We start from the raw sequence: 18902 nt of genomic DNA on the forward strand, positions 1-18902 counted from the left end.
ACTATACCCGCAGAACGGTGGCCCGCCCGTGGCTATTCCCGTGGTCAGAAGGTGAGGTCAGAAGGTGAGGTCAGGAGGTGAGAGGCAGCGCGTCCATGTAGCTGTTGCTCGGCTTGCCGACCTTCTCGACGCCCCGCACGTCCAGCGCCACCGCCGCCGACGAGGTGCCCAGCGTCCCGCCCGCGTGCCAGACGCCGGTGACCGTCACCCAGGTGTCGGCCTTCGGCGCGGCCGCCCCGTACACCCGCACCTTCAGCGTCGTGGCGTCCGCGGCGCAGCAGCTGACCAGGATCCGCGTGAGGTACCAGCTGTGCCCGTCGGCGGGCGTGACGAACCCGGTCATCCGCACCGGGCGTTCCCCGATGGCCCGGCTGCGGTCCTGCTGCACCCGCTGGGTGAACTCGGTGAGCGTGATCGGCAGCGGCGAGGTCGCGGGCAGCGGGTCGAAGCCGTCGTCCTCCACGGCGACGGCCTTCACGGGCTCACGGGAGGCGGTGTACGAACCGAGGGCCGGCGGAGCGTAGAACAGCAGGCTCAGCACGGGCAGGAAGAGCAGCCAGGCGACGCGCGGCACACGGGAGTGGTCGTGCCCGTGCCCGTCCGCGTGCCCGTGCCCTTCGGCAGGCTCGTGCCCGTCACCGTCCGCGTGCCCCTCCCCGTCTCCGTGCTCCCGCTCCCCGTCGAGGTCCGGCCGCCGTGCGGCCCACGCCTCCGCCAGACCCATCCCCAGCAGCAGCACCCCGGAGGCGATCAGCAGCGGCCGCATCCCCTCCTTCACGAACCGCAGGTACTCCTCCGTGAACAGCGAGGTGTGCAACAACCCCAGCCCGGCGAGCACGAGCAGCCCCACCTGCGCGAACCGCTTCACAGCAGCACCCCTCCCACGACCGCGCTGCACACCACCGCGACGACGACCGTCGCCGAGGAGAACCGGACCGCGAAGGCCCGCCCGAACGTCCCCGCCTGCAACGCGATCAGCTTCAGGTCGACCATCGGCCCCACCACCATGAACGCCAGCCGCGCCACCGGCGAGAACCCGCTGAGCGAGGCCGCCACGAACGCGTCCGCCTCGCTGCACACCGCCAGCAGGATCGCCAGTGCCGCCAGGAACAGCACCGACAGCCACGGCGAACCGGAGAACGCCTCCAGCACCGACCGCGGCACCGCCACATTGAACGTCGCCGCCGCCATCGCCCCCACCACCAGGAACCCCCCGGCGTGCAGGAAGTCGTGCTGGAAGCCGCGCCGGAACTCCGTCCAGCGGGCGGTCCCCGGCCGGTGCCCGGTGTGCCGTACGACCGGCCGCAGCCACTCCTCGCGCCCCAGCCAGAGCCACAGCCAGCCCATCACCGCGGCCGTCACCAGCGACGCCAGCAACCGGGCCAGCACCATCTCGGGGCTGCCCGGGAACGCCACGGCCGTCGCCGTCAGCACGACCGGGTTCACGGCGGGCGCGGACAGCAGGAAGGCGAACGCGGCGGCCGGAGTGACACCCCGCCCGATCAGACTGTTCGCCACCGGCACCGACGCGCACTCGCACCCCGGCAGCACCACCCCCGCCATCCCCGCGACCGGCACCGCGAGCGCCGCCCGCTTCGGCAGCAGCCGCTCGAACACCCGCGCCGGCACGAAGGCGTTGATCGCGCCCGACAACGCCGTACCCAGCAACAGGAACGGCAGCGCCTGCACGGTCACCGCCAGCCACACCGTCCGCCAGGCCTGCACGGCCGGCTCGTCCAGCGACCGCCCGACGACCACCAGCAGCGCCCCCGGCAGCACGGCGGCGCCCAGCAGCACCAGCGGCCACCGGCTCGGCAGCCCGCGCGGCGCGGCCGGCTCCGCCGTGTCCACCCGTATGTCGACGTCCTGCATGTCCCCCCTAGACCCGGCCTTCCCGCAGCCGCGCGATCCGCTCCCCGTGGAACTCCACCGTCCGCCGCATGTGCCGCACGATCACGGCGAGCTCGGCGTCCGCCAGGTCCTCGAACAGGGGCGAGCGGTCCCCGCCCAGCCGCTCCCACATCCGTCCGAACTCGGCGATCCGCTCCGGCACCGTCGCCACCAGCACCCGCCGCCGGTCTCCCGTGTCCCGCTCCCGCACGACGTACCCCGCCTTCTCCAGCCGGTCCACCAGCCGCGTCGCCGACCCGGTGGTCAGCCCCGTCAGCTCGGCCACCCGGCCCGCCGTCACCGGCTCCCGCTCCAGCGCGAGCAGGTTCAGACACTGCAGATCGGTCGGATGCAGCCCGAGCCGGTCGGCGAGCGCCTGGTTGAACAGGGCGTACGAGGCCACGTACCGGCGGGAGACGGCGGACAGTTCGTCCAGCAGCCTCGACCGCACGTTCCCGGACATCGCCCAACCCCTTCGTCAGCGCCGTGTGCCGAGATCGTACTCACGGACGTCACGGACCTCCGAAGTCGCACTTCGGAAGCCACACGTCGGACGGCCGCCTCCGGACGTCACACCTCAGAAGGAGTAGGCGTCCCCGGTGTCCAGGACCAGCACCTGCTGCCGGTCGTTGGCCCGGTTGCGGTCCACCGCCCCGTCCGCCCACACCGTGTCGATCTCCAGCGTCACCTCCGCCGGCCGCCCCCGCAGCCGCACCCCCACCTCCATCCGCTCCCCCGGCCCGTCGGCCGGCAGCGCGCCCGTACGGCACACCACCGACCGCTCCCCCGTCCGCGCACACCCGCCGGGCAGCCGCGGCGCCCGCGCCGCCGGCGGCGCCGACCAGCGCAGCCCCACGGTCGCGTCGGCGACGTCCGCCGGACCGTGGTTGCGCGGGACCAGCCGTACGTCGAGCCGCCCGTCGTGCAGCACCGCGACGCCGTGGTACGAGAGATCGGCCTCGGGCGCGCCCCCCGCCGCCCGGGCCGGCCAGGCCGCACCCAGCACCGCCACGGCCCCCCACACGGCGAGCCCCCGCATCCTGCGCATGCCACCACCCGCTCCTCGGCGTCCCGGGCGCGGACCGTCGGCCGCCCGCGCACACAGTCGATGCCTCCCCCGTGGAACGGACGGCGAGGCGCCGTCCAACAGGTGACAGGCACCGTCCGGCAGGTGACAGGGCGGCCGCGTGTGAAGCTGTCGGCATGCCGGTCCTGCGCTCCGCCGCCCTGTTCGTCCTCGCCGCCCTGTTCGAGATCGGCGGCGCCTGGCTGGTCTGGCAGGGCGTGCGGGAACACCGCGGCTGGCTCTGGGCCACCGGCGGAGTCCTGGCCCTCGGCGCGTACGGCTTCGTCGCCACCTTCCAGCCCGACGCCCACTTCGGCCGCGTCCTCGCCGCGTACGGCGGGATCTTCGTCGCCGGTTCGATCCTGTGGGGCGTGGTCGCCGACGGCTACCGGCCCGACCGCTGGGACATCGCGGGCGTGCTGATCTGCCTCGCGGGCATGGCGGTGATCATGTGGGCCCCGCGAGGCGAATGACCGTGTGTCCGGCTCCCCGAACGGTTCCTCAGGACGGTTCCCCGGACTCCTCCTCGGGCAGCAGCCCCAGCTGCCCCAGGAAGTCCAGCTCGTCGAAGTAGAGCCGGTAGTCGACGATCCGGCCGTCCTCGCCCACGGTGGCGAGGTCCACACCGCGGATCCTGACGTCCTTCTGCGTCGCGGGCAGCGACTCCCCGTCGGGCATGTGGATCGGCCCCGAGTTGCGGCCGCCGAAGAAACCCTCGTCGATGGCCGTGTTGCCGATCTCGTACGCGTGCAGCGACTCGAACGAGCCCTCGGGCACCGCGTCCGTCATATGACGCCAGTACTCGACGATGCTGTCCCGGCCGTGCAGCTCACCGCCGTCGGGAGTGACGGCGACGGCGTCCTCCGCGAAGAGCTCGCCGATGACCTCCAGATCCGGCTTCCCGGTCAGCGCCTCGGTGAGCCGGTCCATGACCTCTCGTGCCTGTCCCATGACCTACCTCCCGGACAGAGGATCACCCACTTGGATTTTCCCACTTATCCTGGCCGGACGACCTCTCGACGCCTTCCATCCCGCCCGAGGAGCAGTCCATGGCCACCGCCGCACCGTCCGCCGCCTCCCGCATCGCCGTCGTGACCGGTGCGAGCAGCGGAATCGGCGCCGCCACGGCCCGGCAGCTCGCCGCGGCCGGCTACCGCGTCGTCCTCACCGCGCGCCGCAAGGACCGCATCGAGGCCCTGGCCGAGGAGATCGCGGCGGCCGGCGGCTCGGCGACGGCGTACCAGCTGGACGTCACGGACCGCGCCGCGGTCGACGAGTTCGCCACGGCCTTCCGGACGATCGGCGTGCTCGTGAACAACGCGGGCGGCGCCCTCGGTGCCGACCCGGTGGCCACCGGCGACCCGGACGACTGGCGCACGATGTACGAGACGAACGTCCTCGGCACCCTGCACGTCACCCAGGCCCTGCTGCCCAAGCTGGTGGCGAGCGGCGACGGCACGATCGTGGTCGTCTCCTCCACGGCCGGCCACGGCACGTACGAGGGCGGCGCGGGCTATGTCGCCGCCAAGCACGGCGCCCACGTCCTCGCCGAGACCCTCCGCCTGGAGATCGTCGGGCAGCCGGTCCGCGTCATCGAGATCGCGCCCGGCATGGTCAGGACCGACGAGTTCGCGCTGACCCGCTTCGGCGGCGACCAGGACAGGGCCGCCAAGGTCTACGAGGGCGTCGCCGAACCCCTCACCGCCGACGACGTGGCCGACACGATCACCTGGGCGGTGACCCGCCCCAGCCACGTCAACGTCGACCTCCTGGTGCTGCGCCCCCGTGCCCAGGCGTCGAACACCAAGGTCCACCGGGAGCTGTGATGACACCCAGAGAACCGCACGACGAACGCCAGATGTGGTGGTGGCTCGGCTACTTCCTGTTCGGCATCCACATCGTGGCGTTCGTGATGATCTACGCGGTGCGACACGCGAAGTGACCGGTCAGGGCGCCCGGCACTCCGGGTCGCCGACGATCACCGCGTTGGCCGGAATGACGATCACGTCGTCCTCGTCCTCCTGCCGCACGAACTTCGTCGTCGCGTACGCCCGCTCGCCCTTGCCCACACACTTGGTGGCGAGGTTCCCGAACCCGTCCGGGAAGTTGTACACCTCGGCGGCCGAGTCCTCCCCGGCCCGCCCCGCCACCGGGGCGTCGGCCTTGCCCCGCTCCTCGTAGTACCGCTGCGCACACCCGCCGAGCGCCAGCACGAGCACGGCCACCAGGCCGGCGGCGCTCACCCGCCGCACGTCTTGTCCTCGACGATCTGCACATTGGACGGCCCGGTCGCGTTGGTCGTCACATACGCCCGGAACCCGTGCCCGACACACTTCGTGGCCAGATTGCCGAACCCGTCGGGCATGTTGAACACCTCGGCCGGGGTGTCGTCCCCCGCCTTCCCCTGCACCGGGGCGTCCCCCTTCCCCCGCTCGTCGTCGTACTCCTGTGAACACCCGGCGAGCAGACCACCCACGAGGAGCACGACCCCCGCCGCCCACACCGACCTGCGTATCCGCTTCATGAGACACCCCCGTGTCGACGAGCCGATCCGGCTCACCTGAAGACAGCGCGCCGCCCCGCCGCGGTTCCGGTCCGGGTGCGTAAGGTCACGACGTGGACAGACACATACCTTTCGACAGGCTGCACAACTTCCGCGATCTGGGCGGCTACCGCACCCGGGACGGCCACCGCGTGCGTCCCGGCCGGCTGTTCCGCGCGGACTCCCTGGGCAAGCTGACCGAGGGCACGGACGACTGGGCCCGCTTCCTGTCCCTGGGCGTGGGCACGGTGATCGACCTCCGCCACCCCTGGGAGATCGAGGGGAGAGGCCGCGTCCCGGCGGACGAGTCCTTCGCCTACCACAACCTGAGCATCGAACACCGCCCCTACGACCAGGCGGCGCTGACCCCGGACGTCGACCCGGGCCCCTACCTCGCGGACCGCTTCATGGAGGTGGCGCAGGACGGTACGAAGGAGATCGCGGCGGCACTGCGGCTGGTGGCGGACGCGGACGCGCCGCTGGTCTTCCACTGCGCCTCCGGCAAGGACCGCACCGGTGAACTGGCCGCCCTGATCCTGGCTCTCCTCGGCGTCCCGGACGAGACGGTCATCGAGGACTTCAGCCTGACGGAGCTGGCGGCCCCGGCCCTGCTCGCGGAGTGGCGCGCGCGGCACGAGGGCCGCTCCCCCGCCTGGCCGGCCTTCGCCCGCGCCCCCGAGTCGGTGATGCGCCTGTTCCTGCGGGCCCTGCGCGACCGCCACGGCTCGGTGGAGGGATACGTCACGGACGCCCTGGGCCTGAACGCGACCGCGCTGTCCGACGCCCTGCGCGACCGCCTGCTGGAACCGGTCCCCGGCACCTGGCCCCCGCTCACCCACCGCAGGGCGACCGCCCGGGACGCCCCCCTCCTGGTCCGTCTGCGCGACTCGGCGGCGCTCTGGCAACTGGCCCGGGGCATCAGGCAGTGGCAGCCGGGCGAGAAGGACGAGACCCACTTCCGCGACCGCATGAGAGACGGCGAGGTCTGGCTCGCGTACGCGAACGGCACCCCGGTCGGCGCCTGGGAACTGTGGTGGGACGACCCGGCCGCGTGGGGCCCCCGCCCGCCGGACGCCGGCTACGTCCACCGTCTGATGACGACCCCGCACACGGCGCCCCCGGGCACGGGCCGCGAGATGCTGGCCCGGGCCGAATCCCGCATCGCCGCCGAGGGCCGCCGCTACGCCCGCCTCGACTGCCTGTCCAGCAACCCCCGCCTGCGCGCGTACTACGAGTCCGCGGGCTACCGGGTCACCGGCGAACAGCGGGCGAAGGACGGCGGCTCGGGCAGCCCGTACGCGGTGACCCTGCTGGAGAAACGGCTGGGGTGAGCGCGGGGGGGGAGGACCCGTGCCCTCCCCCCCCGCCGGCTCAGCCCTTCACGCACACGACCTGCTTCAGCTTCGCCACGACCTCCACCAGGTCCCGCTGCTGGTCGATGACCTGCTCGATCGGCTTGTAGGCGCCCGGGATCTCGTCCACGACGCCGGAGTCCTTGCGGCACTCCACGCCCCGGGTCTGCTCCTCCAGGTCCTTCGTCGAGAAGCGCCGCTTGGCCGCGTTGCGGCTCATGCGCCGACCGGCGCCGTGGGACGCCGAGTTGAAGGCCTTCTCGTTCCCGAGTCCCTTCACGATGTACGAACCCGTGCCCATGGAACCGGGGATGATCCCGTACTCGCCGGATCCCGCGCGGATCGCGCCCTTGCGGGTGACCAGCAGGTCCATCCCGTCGTAGCGCTCCTCCGCGACGTAGTTGTGGTGCGCGCTGATCTCCGGTTCGAAGGCCGGCTTCGCCTTCCGGAACTCCTTGGCGACGACGTCCTTCAGGAGCGCCATCATGAGCGTGCGGTTGTACTTCGCGTACTCCTGCGCCCAGAACAGGTCGTTCCGGTACGCCGCCATCTGCGGGGTGTCCGCGATGAAGACGGCGAGGTCGCGGTCGACCAGGCCCTGGTTGTGCGGGAGCTTCTGCGCCACGCCGATGTGGAACTCGGCGAGTTCCTTGCCGATGTTCCGGGAACCGGAGTGCAGCATCAGCCAGACAGAACCGGCCGTATCCGTGCACACCTCGACGAAGTGGTTGCCGGAACCCAGCGTTCCCATCTGCTTGGTCGCCCGCTCCTGACGGAACTTGACCGCGTCGGCGATCCCGTCGAACCGTCCCCAGAAGTCGTCCCAGCCCCCCGCCGCGAATCCGTGGAACCGCCCAGGATCGACGGGGTCCTCATGCATCCCCCGCCCCACCGGAATCGCCTGCTCGATCTTCGAGCGCAGCCGCGACAGGTCCCCCGGCAGGTCGTTGGCCGTCAGAGAGGTCTTGACGGCGGACATTCCGCAGCCGATGTCGACCCCGACCGCCGCGGGACACACGGCCCCCCGCATCGCGATGACCGAACCGACCGTCGCACCCTTGCCGTAGTGGACGTCCGGCATCACGGCCAGGCCCTTGATCCACGGCAGGGTGGCGACGTTGCGCAGCTGCTGCAGCGCCACGTCCTCCACCGTCGCCGGGTCGGTCCACATCCGGATCGGCACCTTCGCACCCGGCATTTCCACGTACGACATATCGCTCTCATTCCCCCGGTATCACAACAGAAGTCTCAAGTCGCAAAACCGGCGCCAAGGTCAACGAATGGGACGACGGACCGGCGTTCACGGTGTTGCGTGCGATACACATTGTCTGCCGGTGCCGCCCCCGCCCGGCAAGCGAATAACCAGCGGGGACACTGGACCACGATCACCACGCGACCGTCGAGAGGAGCCGACCGTGCAGCGGAAGGCCTACGTAACCGGCGTCGCCGCGCTTCTCGCGGCGCTGCTGGCCGGCTGCACCGGCGGCTCGGACGACGGCGGTTCGACGGACAACTCCAACCCCGGCGAGGCCGGCACGGTGACGGCCACCGCGCAGCCCGGCAAGTACACGACCCTGCCCGAGGCCTGCAGCGCCGTCGGCGAGTCCACCCTCGAATCCCTCCTGCCCGGCGTCAAGGAGATCGCCGACGAGCAGCAGCGCGCGACCGCCTACGAGGGCGAGGCGACCCTGACGTACGACACCGACCGCAAGGTGGGCTGCCGTTGGAAGGTGCAGTCGGCGGACGCCACCGACCATCTCTTCGTCGACTTCGAACGCGTCGTCTCCTACGACAACGCCGTCAGCGACGACAACCAGGCGGAGGAGCTGTTCGCCAGGAAGGTCACCGCGGCCGGCCTCCCGGAGCCCACGCCCTCCGACACCGCCTCGGAGACCGCCTCTTCGGGCGCCTCGGCATCCGCGAGCGCGTCCGGTTCCGCCGGCGCGAGCCCCACGGCCTCCGCGACCGCGTCCGGCTCCGCCCCGGCCACCTCCTCGCCCTCCGCCACGCCGACCGACCTCCAGCCCCGTCTCCTGGACGACCTCGGCGACGAGGCGTTCGTCGACGACGCCCTCAGCAGCTCGGGTTCGACGGCGAAACAGCGCACGGTGACTGTGGCGTTCCGCACGTCCAACGTCATCGTGACCATCGAGTACGAAGAGCAGCCGACCACCGTCGGAACGGTCCCGGACAGCGAGGAAATGCAGGACAAGGCCCGGAAACTGGCCTCCCGGCTGGCCGACTCCCTGGCCTGACAGCGGCCTTCGGCGTCCGTGTGCGGCAGGCGCGCAAAGCCGGTGAAGCGGAACCGCACAGCTGTCTCACCGCGTACCGTGGCCCCTCGGACCCGATCCGACCGCAGGAACCACGAGCGTCATGAGTGAAGGAACCATGCAGCGACGAGCCCAGCGAGACGACCAGTTTGACCAGCGCGCCACCCGGGTGGGAGGCCTCAACCGCGTCCTGGCCGCCGCGCTCGCGGTGCCGGTGATGCTGTTCGCCGCGGCCTGCTCCTCGGACTCCGGCTCGGACTCGGGCGCCGGCTCCGCCGACAACGCGCAGGGCACCGCCGGTGGCACCGGCGAGGTCGCCGCGAGCTCCACGCCCACCGTCCAGGCGGCCGCCTACGCGACGCTGCCCGGCGCCTGCAAGGTGCTGTCGAAGAAGACGCTGACCGAGCTGGTCCCCAAGGGCACGTCCTCCGGCAAGGAGGGCGCCTCCAGCGACGTCGCCGCCCGCACCAGCTGCTCCTGGTCCAGCCTGGACAACAACGGCGTGAAGGGCTCCCAGTTCCGCTGGCTCAACGTCTCCCTGCTGCGCTTCGAGTCGGACGCCGCGAGCGGTGACGCCGAGACCCAGGCGGAGACGTACTACGCGAAGCAGGTCAAAGCCGCCCAGGCCGTGACGGGTGCGAAGAACGCCAGCACGGAGACGGTCACCGGGACCGGCGACCAGGCGACGGTGGTCCGTTACGACCTGAAGAAGAAGGAAGGCGCCTTCAAGCAGCAGACGGTCGTGGCCCGCGTCGAGAACGTGGTCGTCACCCTCGACTACAACGGCGCCGGTCTGGCCGGCGAGAAGACCCCGAGCGCCGACACCCTGACGGAGGCCGCGAAGAAGGCCGCCAAGGAGGTCGTGGCCGCGGTGAAGTCCGCCAACGGCGAAGGCGGCAACGGCAGTTCGGGGACGACGTCGAGCAGCCCGTCCCCCACCGGGTCGGCGTCGAAGTCCGCTTCGGCATCCCCCCGGGCGACCGCCTCCAAGACCCCCTCGAAGACGACGACCACGCCCGCGTCCAAGGCCTCCTCCTCGAAGCGCTGACGATCCGGCCACACGTGCGCCGCACACATGTGCCACCCTGTCTCGCGCAACAACACGCAAGGGGAGGGAAGTAGGTGGCCGCGCCAATCCAGCTGACTCGGATGCACCGCGTTCTCATCGGCGTGGTCGTGACCGGCGCCGTGATCATCGCCGGCATCGGCTTCGCCGGCTCGTACGCGGCCGTGCGCGAGTTGGCACTGAAGAAAGGATTCGGGAACTTCTCCTACGTGTTCCCGATCGGCATCGACGCGGGCATCTGCGTCCTGCTCGCCCTGGATCTGCTCCTGACCTGGATCCGGATCCCGTTCCCGCTGCTCCGCCAGACGGCCTGGCTGCTCACGGCGGCCACGATCGCCTTCAACGGCGCGGCCGCCTGGCCGGACCCGCTGGGCACGGGCATGCACGCGGTGATCCCGGTCCTGTTCGTCGTCTCCGTCGAAGCGGCCCGCCACGCGATCGGCCGCATCGCGGACATCACGGCCGACAAGCACATGGAGGGCGTCCGGATCACCCGCTGGCTGCTCTCCCCCGTCCCCACCTTCCTCCTCTGGCGCCGTATGAAGCTCTGGGAGCTCCGCTCCTACGACCAGGTGATCAAGCTGGAGCAGGAACGTCTCGTCTACCAGGCGAGGCTCCGCTCCCGCTTCGGCCGCGCCTGGCGCCGCAAGGCCCCGGTGGAGTCCCTGATGCCCCTGCGCCTGGCCCGCTACGGCGTCCCCCTGGCGGAGACGGCCCCCGCGGGCCTGGCGGCGGCGGGCATAGAGCCGGCCCTGCTCCCCCCGGCCCCCCACCACCAGGAACTGACCGCGGCACCCCTTCCCGCCGACACGGCCGCGGCAGCAGCCGAGCTCGACGCCGCGGCCGCGGGAAGTCGTGCCGCCGGCCCAGCGGCACCCCGCGGCGAGCAGCGCCGGCACCCCGGCGACCCCCAGCACCCCGGGTACCCGGCCGACCAACCGGTCACCGACGAGAGCCCCTGGTTCCACGCGGCGGACCCGAACAACATCGCGTACCAGGGCGGCTACGACCCCACCTACGACCCCTCGGAGCAGTACGCCCAGTGGTACGAGGAGCAGCAGCAGGCCGACGCGTACCGGGAGCAGTACGAGGAGGAGCCCCCGCCCCCCGGTCTGGAACCCGCCCCGGAGGAGACCGGCACCTTCCCCATCCCGGTGGGCCCGAACCGCACCCGCGAGCTCGGTGAGGGCGGCGGCACCCCCGAGCCGGACGAGGACGCCTACTACCAGGTCTTCGTCAGGTCGATAGACGGCAGCTACCCGACGCCCCGGGTCCTGGGCGACAACATCGAGGCGACCTTCGGCACCACGCTGACCCCCAGCGTGCTGAAGACCCTCGCGGAACGCTTCCAGCTCCGCCACTCGGCGGAACTGGAGGAGGACCACATCGCGTAGCGCGGGAAACGAACAGGCCCCCTCGTCTCCGAGGGGGCCTGTCCTGTGCGGTGAGCGCCGGTGTCGCCGGTGCGCCCTACTCCCCGAGCAGGGCCCGGACCCGCTCCTGCCCCACCGCCAGCAGCAGCGTGGGCAGACGCGGACCGGTGTCGCGCCCGACGAGCAGGTGGTAGAGCAGCGCGAAGAACGTCCGCTGGGCGGTCTTGATCTCCGGCGGCAGCTCCTTGGGCGTGGCGTCGGCGGAGAACCCGGCCTGCACCTTCGGGACGCCGTACACGAGGTGGGTCAGGCCGTCCAGCGACCAGTGGTCGGCGAGACCGTCGAGGAGCAGCCGCAGCGACTGCCGGGAGGCCTCGTCGAGGGACTTCAGCAGCTCGGCGTCCGGCTCCTGGCGCACGATGGTCCGCTGGTCGGCGGGGACGTGCGTGTTGATCCAGGCTTCGGCCTTGTCGTAGCGCGGCCGGGCCTCGTCCAGCGAGCCGAGCGGGTTCTCGGGGTCGAGCTCGCTCAGGATGCGCAGTGCCTGGTCCTGGTGGCCGGCGGTGATGTCGGCGACGGAGGCCAGCGTCCGGTACGGCAGCGGGCGCCCGGTCCGCGGCAGCTCACCGGTGGCCGTGCGCACCGCACGCGAGTGCGCCGCGGCGTCGGCCGGCAGCGCCGAGCCGTCGGCGACCTTGGCGTCCAGCTTGTCCCACTCGTCGTAGAGCCGCTGGATCTCCTGGTCGAAGGCGATCTTGAAGGACTGGTTGGGCCGGCGGCGGGCGTAGAGCCAGCGCAGCAGCTGCGGCTCCATGATCTTCAGCGCGTCGGCCGGCGTGGGCACGCCGCCCCGCGACGAGGACATCTTGGCCATGCCGCTGATGCCCACGAACGCGTACATCGGCCCGATGGGCTGCTTCCCGCCGAAGATCCCGACGATCTGCCCGCCGACCTGGAACGAGGAACCCGGCGACGAGTGGTCGACGCCGCTGGGCTCGAACACGACGCCCTCGTAGGCCCACCGCATCGGCCAGTCGACCTTCCAGACGAGCTTGCCGCGGTTGAACTCGTTCAGCCGGACGGTCTCCGAGAAGCCGCACGCGGTGCAGGCGTAGGTCAGCTCGGTGGTGTCGTCGTCGTAGGAGGTGACGGTGGTGAGGTCCTTCTCGCAGTTGCCGCAGTAGGGCTTGTACGGGAAGTAGCCGACGGACCCGGCGCCGGAGCTGCCGTCGTCCTCGCTCGCGGCCCCGGAGCCCTCGGCGGCCTCCAGCTCGGCCTCGTCGACGGGCTTCTGCTGCTTGGGCTTGGCCGGGGCCTTCTTGGTCCGGTACTGGTCGAGGATCGCGTCGATCTCGGCGCGGTGCGCCACGGCGTGCAGGATCTGGTCGCGGTACACGCCGGAGGTGTACTGCGCGGTCTGGCTGATGCCGTCGAACTCCACGCCCAGCTCGGCCAGCGACTCGGTCATCGCGGCCTTGAAGTGCTCGGCCCAGCTCGGGTACGCCGAGCCCTTGGGCGCCGGGACGGAGGTCAGCGGCTTGCCGATGTGCTCGGCCCAGGTCTCGTCGACCCCGGTGATGCCGGCCGGGACCTTGCGGTAGCGGTCGTAGTCGTCCCAGGAGATCAGGTGGCGGACCTGGTGCCCGCGGCGGCGGATCTCGTCGGCGACGAGGTGGGGGGTCATGACCTCGCGCAGGTTGCCCAGGTGGATGGGGCCGGAGGGCGAGAGCCCGGACGCGACGACGACAGGTTTGCCGGGGGCCCGACGCTCCGACTCCTCGATGACCTCATCCGCGAAACGGGAGACCCAGTCGGTGGTCTCGGTGCTCTGAGCCACGATCGGCACGTCCTCTTGATCTCGATGTTGCTGTCGATGTGTTGATGTCGGTGCTGGAAGCCCTGGAAGGGCCCCTCCATACTCCCAGACGGGTACGCGCGCGAGAAAACGGCTTTACCCCCCATGGGATACTGGGCCTGTCTATCCATCCCACGAGGAGAACGGCACCCACTCCTATGGCCCCGGTCACGTCCCTCAGCCACTCCGTCGAACAGCACCTCACGTCCGCCATCTCGGCCACCCTGCCGGAGACCGCCGCGGACCCGCTGCTGCGACGAAGCGACCGGGCCGACTTCCAGGCCAACGGCATCCTGGCCCTGGCCAAGAAGGCGAAGTCGAACCCGCGGGAGCTGGCGACGCAGGTCGTGGCGAACGTGGTGGCCGGTGACGTGGTCAAGGAGATCGAGGTCTCGGGTCCCGGCTTCCTGAACATCACGATCACCGACGCGGCGATCACCCGGAACCTGGCCGCGCGGTACGCGGACCCGGACCGCCTGGGTGTCCCGGCCAAGGCGGACCCGGGCATCACGGTCATCGACTACGCCCAGCCGAACGTGGCCAAGGAGATGCACGTCGGCCACCTGCGCTCGGCGGTGATCGGCGACGCGCTGCGCGGCATGCTCGACTTCACCGGCGAGAAGACGATCGGCCGGCACCACATCGGCGACTGGGGCACCCAGTTCGGCATGCTCATCCAGTACCTGATCGAGAACCCGGACGCGCTGTCCGCGGAGACCGACACCGACGGCGAGCAGGCCATGTCGAACCTGAACCGGGTCTACAAGGCCTCGCGTGCGGTCTTCGACGCGGACGCGGACTTCAAGGAGCGGGCGCGCAAGAGGGTCGTGGCCCTCCAGTCCGGCGACAAGGAGACCCTCGACTTCTGGCAGCGGTTCGTGGACGAGTCGAAGGTCTACTTCTACTCGGTCTTCGAGAAGCTCGACATGGAGATCCGCGACGAGGAGATCGTCGGCGAGTCGGCGTACAACGACGGCATGCCCGAGACGGCCCGCCTGCTGGAGGAGATGGGGGTCGCGGTCCGCTCGGAGGGCGCGCTCGTCGTCTTCTTCGACGACATCCGGGGCAAGGACGACCAGCCGGTCCCGCTGATCGTGCAGAAGGCCGACGGCGGCTTCGGCTACGCGGCCTCCGACCTCACCGCGATCCGCAACCGGGTCGCCGACCTGCACGCCACCTCGCTGATCTACGTGGTGGACGTGCGGCAGTCGCTGCACTTCAAGATGGTCTTCGAGACGGCACGGCGGGCGGGCTGGCTCACCGACGACGTCACCGCGCACAACATGGGCTACGGCACGGTGCTGGGCGCGGACGGCAAGCCGTTCAAGACGCGTGAGGGCGAGACCGTACGGCTGGAGGACCTGCTGGACGAGGCGGTGCAGCGGGCCGCGGAGGTCGTCCGGGAGAAGGCGCAGGACCTCACGGAGGACGAGATCCTGCAGCGGGCCGCCCAGGTCGGCATCGGCGCCGTGAAGTACGCGGACCTGTCGACGTCCCCGAACCGGGACTACAAGTTCGACCTGGACCAGATGGTCTCGCTGAACGGCGACACGTCCGTCTACCTCCAGTACGCGTACGCCCGTATCCAGTCGATCCTGCGCAAGGCGGGTGACGTACGGCCGGCCGCGCACCCGGAGCTGGAACTGCACGCGGCGGAGCGGGCGCTGGGCCTGCACCTGGACGCCTTCGGCGACACGGTCTTCGAGGCGGCCGCGGAGTACGCCCCGCACAAGCTGGCGGCGTACCTGTACCAGTTGGCCTCCCTCTACACGGCCTTCTACGACAAGTGCCCGGTGCTGAAGGCCGAGACGCCCGAGCAGGTGGAGAACCGTCTCTTCCTGTGCGACGTCACGGCCCGCACCCTGCACCGGGGCATGGCCCTGCTGGGCATCAGGACGCCCGAGAAGCTCTGACCGGCGGACGACGGACGACAGGGGGGAGGAAGCCATCAGGCTTCCTCCCCCCTCTCTTCGTCGCTTCAGCGCGGCCCCGCTGTCAGTGCCTGCCCTTACAGTCACCGGCATGGCGACTCTTCCCAACCCGCTGCCCAAGCTGGCGTCCGACCCGAGCGGCCGTTCCCTCGGGCTTCAACTCCCGCCGGGGAGACTGATCGACGCGACGGCAGAGGGTCCCTGGCACGAGCCGTTGCTGTGGCATGCCGAACGGCCGGCGGCCCCGGGCAACTGGTCCGCGCTCGGCGCCCGTTCGGCGCGTGCGGGCCTTCTGCCGGTGCTCGTCGACCTGGGCGGGGCCGAGGGCGGCCCGCAGGAGTGGGAGCTGCTGCCCGGGGAGCCCTCCTACCCTGGCGACCACGATCCCGAGGAGGTCCTCGCGGAGTACTGGGAGGAGGTCGCGGCGGAGGGCGAGGAGTGGCCGGGTCCGGCCCGGGGCCTCACCCTGGTGTCCGATCCGGACACGCGCGCCGCCCAGGTGGCCGACTCCCTCGCGGCCGAGGGCCGTTCCTGGTTCCGGACGCCCCATCTCGCCCTGGTGCCGGCCCGGCGGAGCGCGGACGTGCCCGCCGCCATCGGCTGGACGGGCCCCGCCGGCTACGAGAGCGACACCGCCCGGCTGTGCGCCGTCCTCCGCTCCTGGGAGGACCGCTTCGGCATACGCGTCGTCGGACTCGGCTTCGACGTCCTCGTGCTCTCCGTCGCGGCCCCGCCCGCCACCGCGGAGGAGGCAGGGGCGGTGGCCGCCGAACACTTCGCGTTCTGCCCGGACAACATCACGCAGGGGCCGGGTTCACCGGAGGCCTACGCCCGGCAGCTCCTCGGGGAGCACCTCTGGTCCTTCTGGTGGGACTGAACCCCCGCCGCCACCGGCCGACTCCAGCCGCCCCCGCCTGACCCTGCTAGCCCCTCAGCCCCCGGCCCAGCCTCCGCAGCCCCTCCGCGATCTCCTCCGGCGTCTGCGTCACGAAGCACAGCCGCAGCGTCGAGCGGTCGGCCTCACCGGCGTAGAAGGGCGCGCCGGGGACGTACGCCACGTCCTGCCGCACCACCTGGGGCAGCAGGGCCGTGGTGTCGTACGACTCCGGCAGCCGGACCCAGAGGAACATGCCGCCCTCCGGCCGGTTCCACACCGACCCGTCCGGCAGGACGTCCCCCAGCCCCGCCACCATGGCGTCCCGCCGCTCGCGGTACACGGCCGCCACCCCCGCCACATGCGCGTCGAGGTCGTTCACGGCCAGATACCGTGCCGCGGCGAGCTGGTTGACCGTCGGGGTGTGCAGGTCGGCCGCCTGCTTGGCGACGACACAGGCGCGGAGCAGCTCGGCGGGAGCCCGCAGCCAGCCCAGCCGCAGGCCGGGGGCCATCACCTTGGAGAAGGAGCCGAGCAGGACCGTACGGTCGAGGGCGTCGGGGAGGGCGGCGATCCAGGGGACGCGCTCACCGTCGTAGCGGAGTTCGCCGTAGGGGTCGTCCTCGACGATCCACAGGCCGTGGCGGGCGGCGACGGAGGCGATCGCGGCGCGGCGGCTCGCGGGCAGGGTGCGGCCGGTGGGGTTCTGGAAGGTGGGGACGGTGTAGAGCAGCTTGGGCCGCTCCCGCGCCACCAGCTCCGCCAGGGCGTCCGGGTCGGGCCCGTCGGCGTCTCCCGGGACGGCCACGATCCGCGCTCCCGCCAGGCCGAAGACCTGGAGGGCCGCGAGATAGCAGGGCGCCTCGACGAGCACGGTGTCGCCGGGGTCGAGGAGGGCCGTCGCCAGCAGGGACAGGGCCTGCTGGGAGCCGGTGGTGACGAGGAGGTCGTCGGCGGTGGTCGCCAGGCCGCGCACCGACGTCCGCGCCGCGAGCCGCTCCCGCAGCGCCGGCTCGCCCTCCGTCGTGGCGTACTGCAGGGCCTGTGCCGGGTTCTCCTCCAGGACGTGCCGGAAGGCCTCCGCCACGCCCTCCCGGTCGAACAGTTCCGGCGCGGGCAGCCCGCCCGCGAAGTTGATCATCTCCGGGCGGGCGGTGACGGCGAGGATGTCCCGCACGGGAGAGCCCCCGGTCACCCGGGCCCGGGCGGCGAGCGGGGGCGGCGCGGCAGCGGACACGGACGCGGACGCGGACGCGGGAACGGTGTCGGATGCGAGAGTCATGACCGCACCCTAGGGATTTAGATGGCGCCTACACTCGCCTTTTCGGCATATGGACCGCCGAGGCCGGGCGCCGGCGTCCCGGATCCCGTCCCAAGGAAGCGGCTTTTCCGCAGGTCGGACGGGATGGGACCGGACCGGCGTCCCGAGTTGGGCGGCGGGCGTGGAAGCCCGGAGACCGTTCGGCCCAGGCTTGCCGCATGTCCACACGCCCCACTCCCGCCCGCTCCACCCGCGTCCGTCTCCTGGCCACCGCGCTCACGGCCGCCGCCGCCCTCGCCCTCACCGCCTGCCGGGACGGCCAGGGCCTGCGCGACGAGGGCCCGTCGGGGACCACCAGGACCACCGGGACCGCAGGGACCGCCGGAGCCGCGGGAACTACCGGAGCTTCCGCGCCGCCTCGGTCGCCCAGTAGGTGAGGATGTTCCGCGCCCCGGCCCGCTTGATGCCCGTCAGCGTCTCGAAGATCGCCCGGTCGCGGTCCACCCAGCCCTTCTCGGCGGCGGCCTCGACCATCGAGTACTCACCGGAGATCTGGTAGGCGGCGACCGGCACGTCCACCGCGTCCGCGACCCGCGCCAGGATGTCGAGGTAGGGACCGGCCGGCTTGACCATCACCATGTCAGCGCCCTCCTCCAGGTCGAGCGCCAACTCACGCAGCGACTCACGGACGTTGGCCGGGTCCTGCTGGTACGTCTTGCGGTCGCCCTGCAGCGAGGACCCGACGGCCTCCCGGAACGGCCCGTAGAACGCCGACGAGTACTTGGCGGTGTAGGCGAGGATCGCGACGTCCTCCCGCCCGATCTGGTCGAGGGCGTCCCGGACGACCCCGATCTGACCGTCCATCATCCCGCTGGGCCCCACCACGTGCGCCCCGGCGTCGGCCTGCACCTGGGCCATCTCGGCGTACCGCTCCAGGGTCGCGTCGTTGTCGACGCGCCCCTGCTCGTCCAGCACCCCGCAGTGCCCGTGATCGGTCGTCTCGTCCAGGCACAGGTCGGACATGACGAGCAGGTCGTCCCCGACCTCGGCGCGCACGTCCCGGATGGCGACCTGGAGAATCCCGTCCGGGTCCGTGCCCGGCGTCCCGAGCGCGTCCTTCTTCGACTCCTCCGGCACCCCGAAGAGCATGATCCCGGAGACCCCGGCCTCCACGGCCTCCAGCGCGGCCTTCTTCAGACTGTCCCGGGTGTGCTGCACGACCCCGGGCATCGCCTGGATCGGCACCGGCTCGCTCACGCCCTCCCGCACGAAGGCGGGCAGGATGAAGTCGGCCGGATGCAACCGGGTCTCGGCGACCATGCGCCGCATGACGGGGGTGGTGCGCAGCCGCCGCGGACGCGTACCGGGGAAGGATCCGTACTTCGTCATGCGTCCACGCTACGCCCGTCCCGGACCTGC

19 protein-coding genes are annotated in these 18902 nt (G+C 71.7%); 8 read left to right on the forward strand and 11 right to left on the reverse strand.

Annotation, left to right across the window (positions count from 1 at the left end; translation table 11 throughout):
- Positions 1–70 precede the first annotated feature (70 nt).
- From ACFY2L_RS18385 to ACFY2L_RS18400, 4 genes are all read right to left on the reverse strand, one after another.
- Complete coding sequence (locus ACFY2L_RS18385; protein ID WP_390822793.1) at positions 71–868, reverse strand: TIGR03943 family putative permease subunit; 798 nt, start codon at positions 866–868, stop codon at positions 71–73.
- Entirely contained in the window at positions 865–1872 is a 1008-nt protein-coding gene (locus tag ACFY2L_RS18390) for a permease (RefSeq protein ID WP_390657942.1), read from the reverse strand. Before ACFY2L_RS18390 ends, ACFY2L_RS18385 begins: the two co-directional genes overlap by 4 nt.
- A 7-nt stretch (positions 1873–1879) precedes the next feature.
- Positions 1880–2353 carry a MarR family winged helix-turn-helix transcriptional regulator gene (locus tag ACFY2L_RS18395; RefSeq protein WP_390657941.1) on the reverse strand — a complete coding sequence of 158 codons (474 nt, stop codon included), beginning with the start codon at positions 2351–2353 and terminating at the stop codon, positions 1880–1882.
- A 114-nt stretch (positions 2354–2467) separates the two neighbouring features.
- Positions 2468–2938 (reverse strand): hypothetical protein, encoded by a 471-nt coding sequence (locus tag ACFY2L_RS18400; RefSeq protein WP_390822794.1) that lies wholly within the window; start codon positions 2936–2938, stop codon positions 2468–2470.
- A 155-nt stretch (positions 2939–3093) separates the two neighbouring features.
- Between ACFY2L_RS18400 and ACFY2L_RS18405 the strand changes: the two genes are divergently transcribed.
- Positions 3094–3429, forward strand: coding sequence for a YnfA family protein (locus ACFY2L_RS18405; RefSeq protein WP_390657939.1), 336 nt, complete (start codon positions 3094–3096; stop codon positions 3427–3429).
- Positions 3430–3457: 28 nt separating this feature from the next.
- Here the strand turns inward: ACFY2L_RS18405 and ACFY2L_RS18410 are convergent, their stop codons facing one another.
- On the reverse strand, positions 3458–3907 hold the full coding sequence (locus tag ACFY2L_RS18410) for an ester cyclase (RefSeq protein WP_390657938.1): 450 nt from the start codon (positions 3905–3907) through the stop codon (positions 3458–3460).
- Between the two features lie 98 nt (positions 3908–4005).
- On the opposite strand from ACFY2L_RS18410, the gene ACFY2L_RS18415 reads away from it, so the two are divergent.
- Positions 4006–4782 (forward strand): SDR family NAD(P)-dependent oxidoreductase, encoded by a 777-nt coding sequence (locus ACFY2L_RS18415; RefSeq protein WP_390657937.1) that lies wholly within the window; start codon positions 4006–4008, stop codon positions 4780–4782.
- A 120-nt stretch (positions 4783–4902) separates the two neighbouring features.
- On the opposite strand, the gene ACFY2L_RS18420 is transcribed toward ACFY2L_RS18415, so the two are convergent.
- Together ACFY2L_RS18420 and ACFY2L_RS18425 are read right to left on the reverse strand one after the other, a co-directional pair.
- On the reverse strand, positions 4903–5199 hold the full coding sequence (locus tag ACFY2L_RS18420) for a hypothetical protein (RefSeq protein WP_390822795.1): 297 nt from the start codon (positions 5197–5199) through the stop codon (positions 4903–4905).
- Positions 5196–5480, reverse strand: a complete 285-nt coding sequence (locus tag ACFY2L_RS18425) for a hypothetical protein (RefSeq protein ID WP_390822796.1) — start codon at positions 5478–5480, stop codon at positions 5196–5198. The genes ACFY2L_RS18420 and ACFY2L_RS18425 overlap by 4 nt, the downstream gene beginning before the upstream one ends.
- A 92-nt stretch (positions 5481–5572) precedes the next feature.
- Here ACFY2L_RS18425 and ACFY2L_RS18430 point away from each other — a divergent pair, with 92 nt between their 5' ends.
- Entirely contained in the window at positions 5573–6829 is a 1257-nt protein-coding gene (locus tag ACFY2L_RS18430; RefSeq protein ID WP_390822797.1) for a GNAT family N-acetyltransferase, read from the forward strand.
- A 40-nt stretch (positions 6830–6869) separates the two neighbouring features.
- Here ACFY2L_RS18430 and ACFY2L_RS18435 read toward each other — a convergent pair whose 3' ends face one another.
- Positions 6870–8063 carry an RtcB family protein gene (locus ACFY2L_RS18435; RefSeq protein WP_390657933.1) on the reverse strand — a complete coding sequence of 398 codons (1194 nt, stop codon included), beginning with the start codon at positions 8061–8063 and terminating at the stop codon, positions 6870–6872.
- A 202-nt stretch (positions 8064–8265) separates the two neighbouring features.
- On the opposite strand from ACFY2L_RS18435, the gene ACFY2L_RS18440 reads away from it, so the two are divergent.
- The 3 genes from ACFY2L_RS18440 (at position 8266) to ACFY2L_RS18450 (ending at position 11583) form a co-directional block, all read left to right on the forward strand.
- The gene (locus ACFY2L_RS18440; protein ID WP_390822798.1) at positions 8266–9105 is read left to right on the forward strand and encodes a DUF3558 domain-containing protein; all 840 of its coding nucleotides are present in this window, start codon (positions 8266–8268) and stop codon (positions 9103–9105) included.
- Between the two features lie 121 nt (positions 9106–9226).
- Positions 9227–10171 carry a DUF3558 domain-containing protein gene (locus ACFY2L_RS18445; protein ID WP_390657931.1) on the forward strand — a complete coding sequence of 315 codons (945 nt, stop codon included), beginning with the start codon at positions 9227–9229 and terminating at the stop codon, positions 10169–10171.
- 74 nt (positions 10172–10245) lie between these two features.
- On the forward strand, positions 10246–11583 hold the full coding sequence (locus ACFY2L_RS18450) for a DUF2637 domain-containing protein (protein WP_390657930.1): 1338 nt from the start codon (positions 10246–10248) through the stop codon (positions 11581–11583).
- Positions 11584–11659: 76 nt separating this feature from the next.
- On the opposite strand, the gene lysS is transcribed toward ACFY2L_RS18450, so the two are convergent.
- Positions 11660–13408 (reverse strand): lysine--tRNA ligase, encoded by a 1749-nt coding sequence (gene lysS / locus ACFY2L_RS18455; RefSeq protein ID WP_390822799.1) that lies wholly within the window; start codon positions 13406–13408, stop codon positions 11660–11662.
- Positions 13409–13575: 167 nt separating this feature from the next.
- On the opposite strand from lysS, the gene argS reads away from it, so the two are divergent.
- Together argS and ACFY2L_RS18465 are read left to right on the forward strand one after the other, a co-directional pair.
- A complete protein-coding gene (gene argS / locus ACFY2L_RS18460; RefSeq protein WP_390822800.1) occupies positions 13576–15330 on the forward strand; it encodes an arginine--tRNA ligase in 1755 nt (584 codons plus the stop codon).
- A 109-nt stretch (positions 15331–15439) separates the two neighbouring features.
- Complete coding sequence (locus ACFY2L_RS18465) at positions 15440–16225, forward strand: DUF4253 domain-containing protein (RefSeq protein ID WP_390822801.1); 786 nt, start codon at positions 15440–15442, stop codon at positions 16223–16225.
- Between the two features lie 46 nt (positions 16226–16271).
- Here the strand turns inward: ACFY2L_RS18465 and ACFY2L_RS18470 are convergent, their stop codons facing one another.
- Together ACFY2L_RS18470 and hemB are read right to left on the reverse strand one after the other, a co-directional pair.
- The gene (locus ACFY2L_RS18470; RefSeq protein ID WP_390657926.1) at positions 16272–17504 is read right to left on the reverse strand and encodes a PLP-dependent aminotransferase family protein; all 1233 of its coding nucleotides are present in this window, start codon (positions 17502–17504) and stop codon (positions 16272–16274) included.
- A 375-nt stretch (positions 17505–17879) separates the two neighbouring features.
- A complete protein-coding gene (gene hemB / locus ACFY2L_RS18475) occupies positions 17880–18872 on the reverse strand; it encodes a porphobilinogen synthase (protein ID WP_390657925.1) in 993 nt (330 codons plus the stop codon).
- Between the last annotated feature and the right edge of the window lie 30 nt (positions 18873–18902).

The sequence above is a fragment of the Streptomyces sp. NPDC001381 genome (genome assembly GCF_042895685.1).
GTDB lineage: Bacteria > Actinomycetota > Actinomycetes > Streptomycetales > Streptomycetaceae > Streptomyces.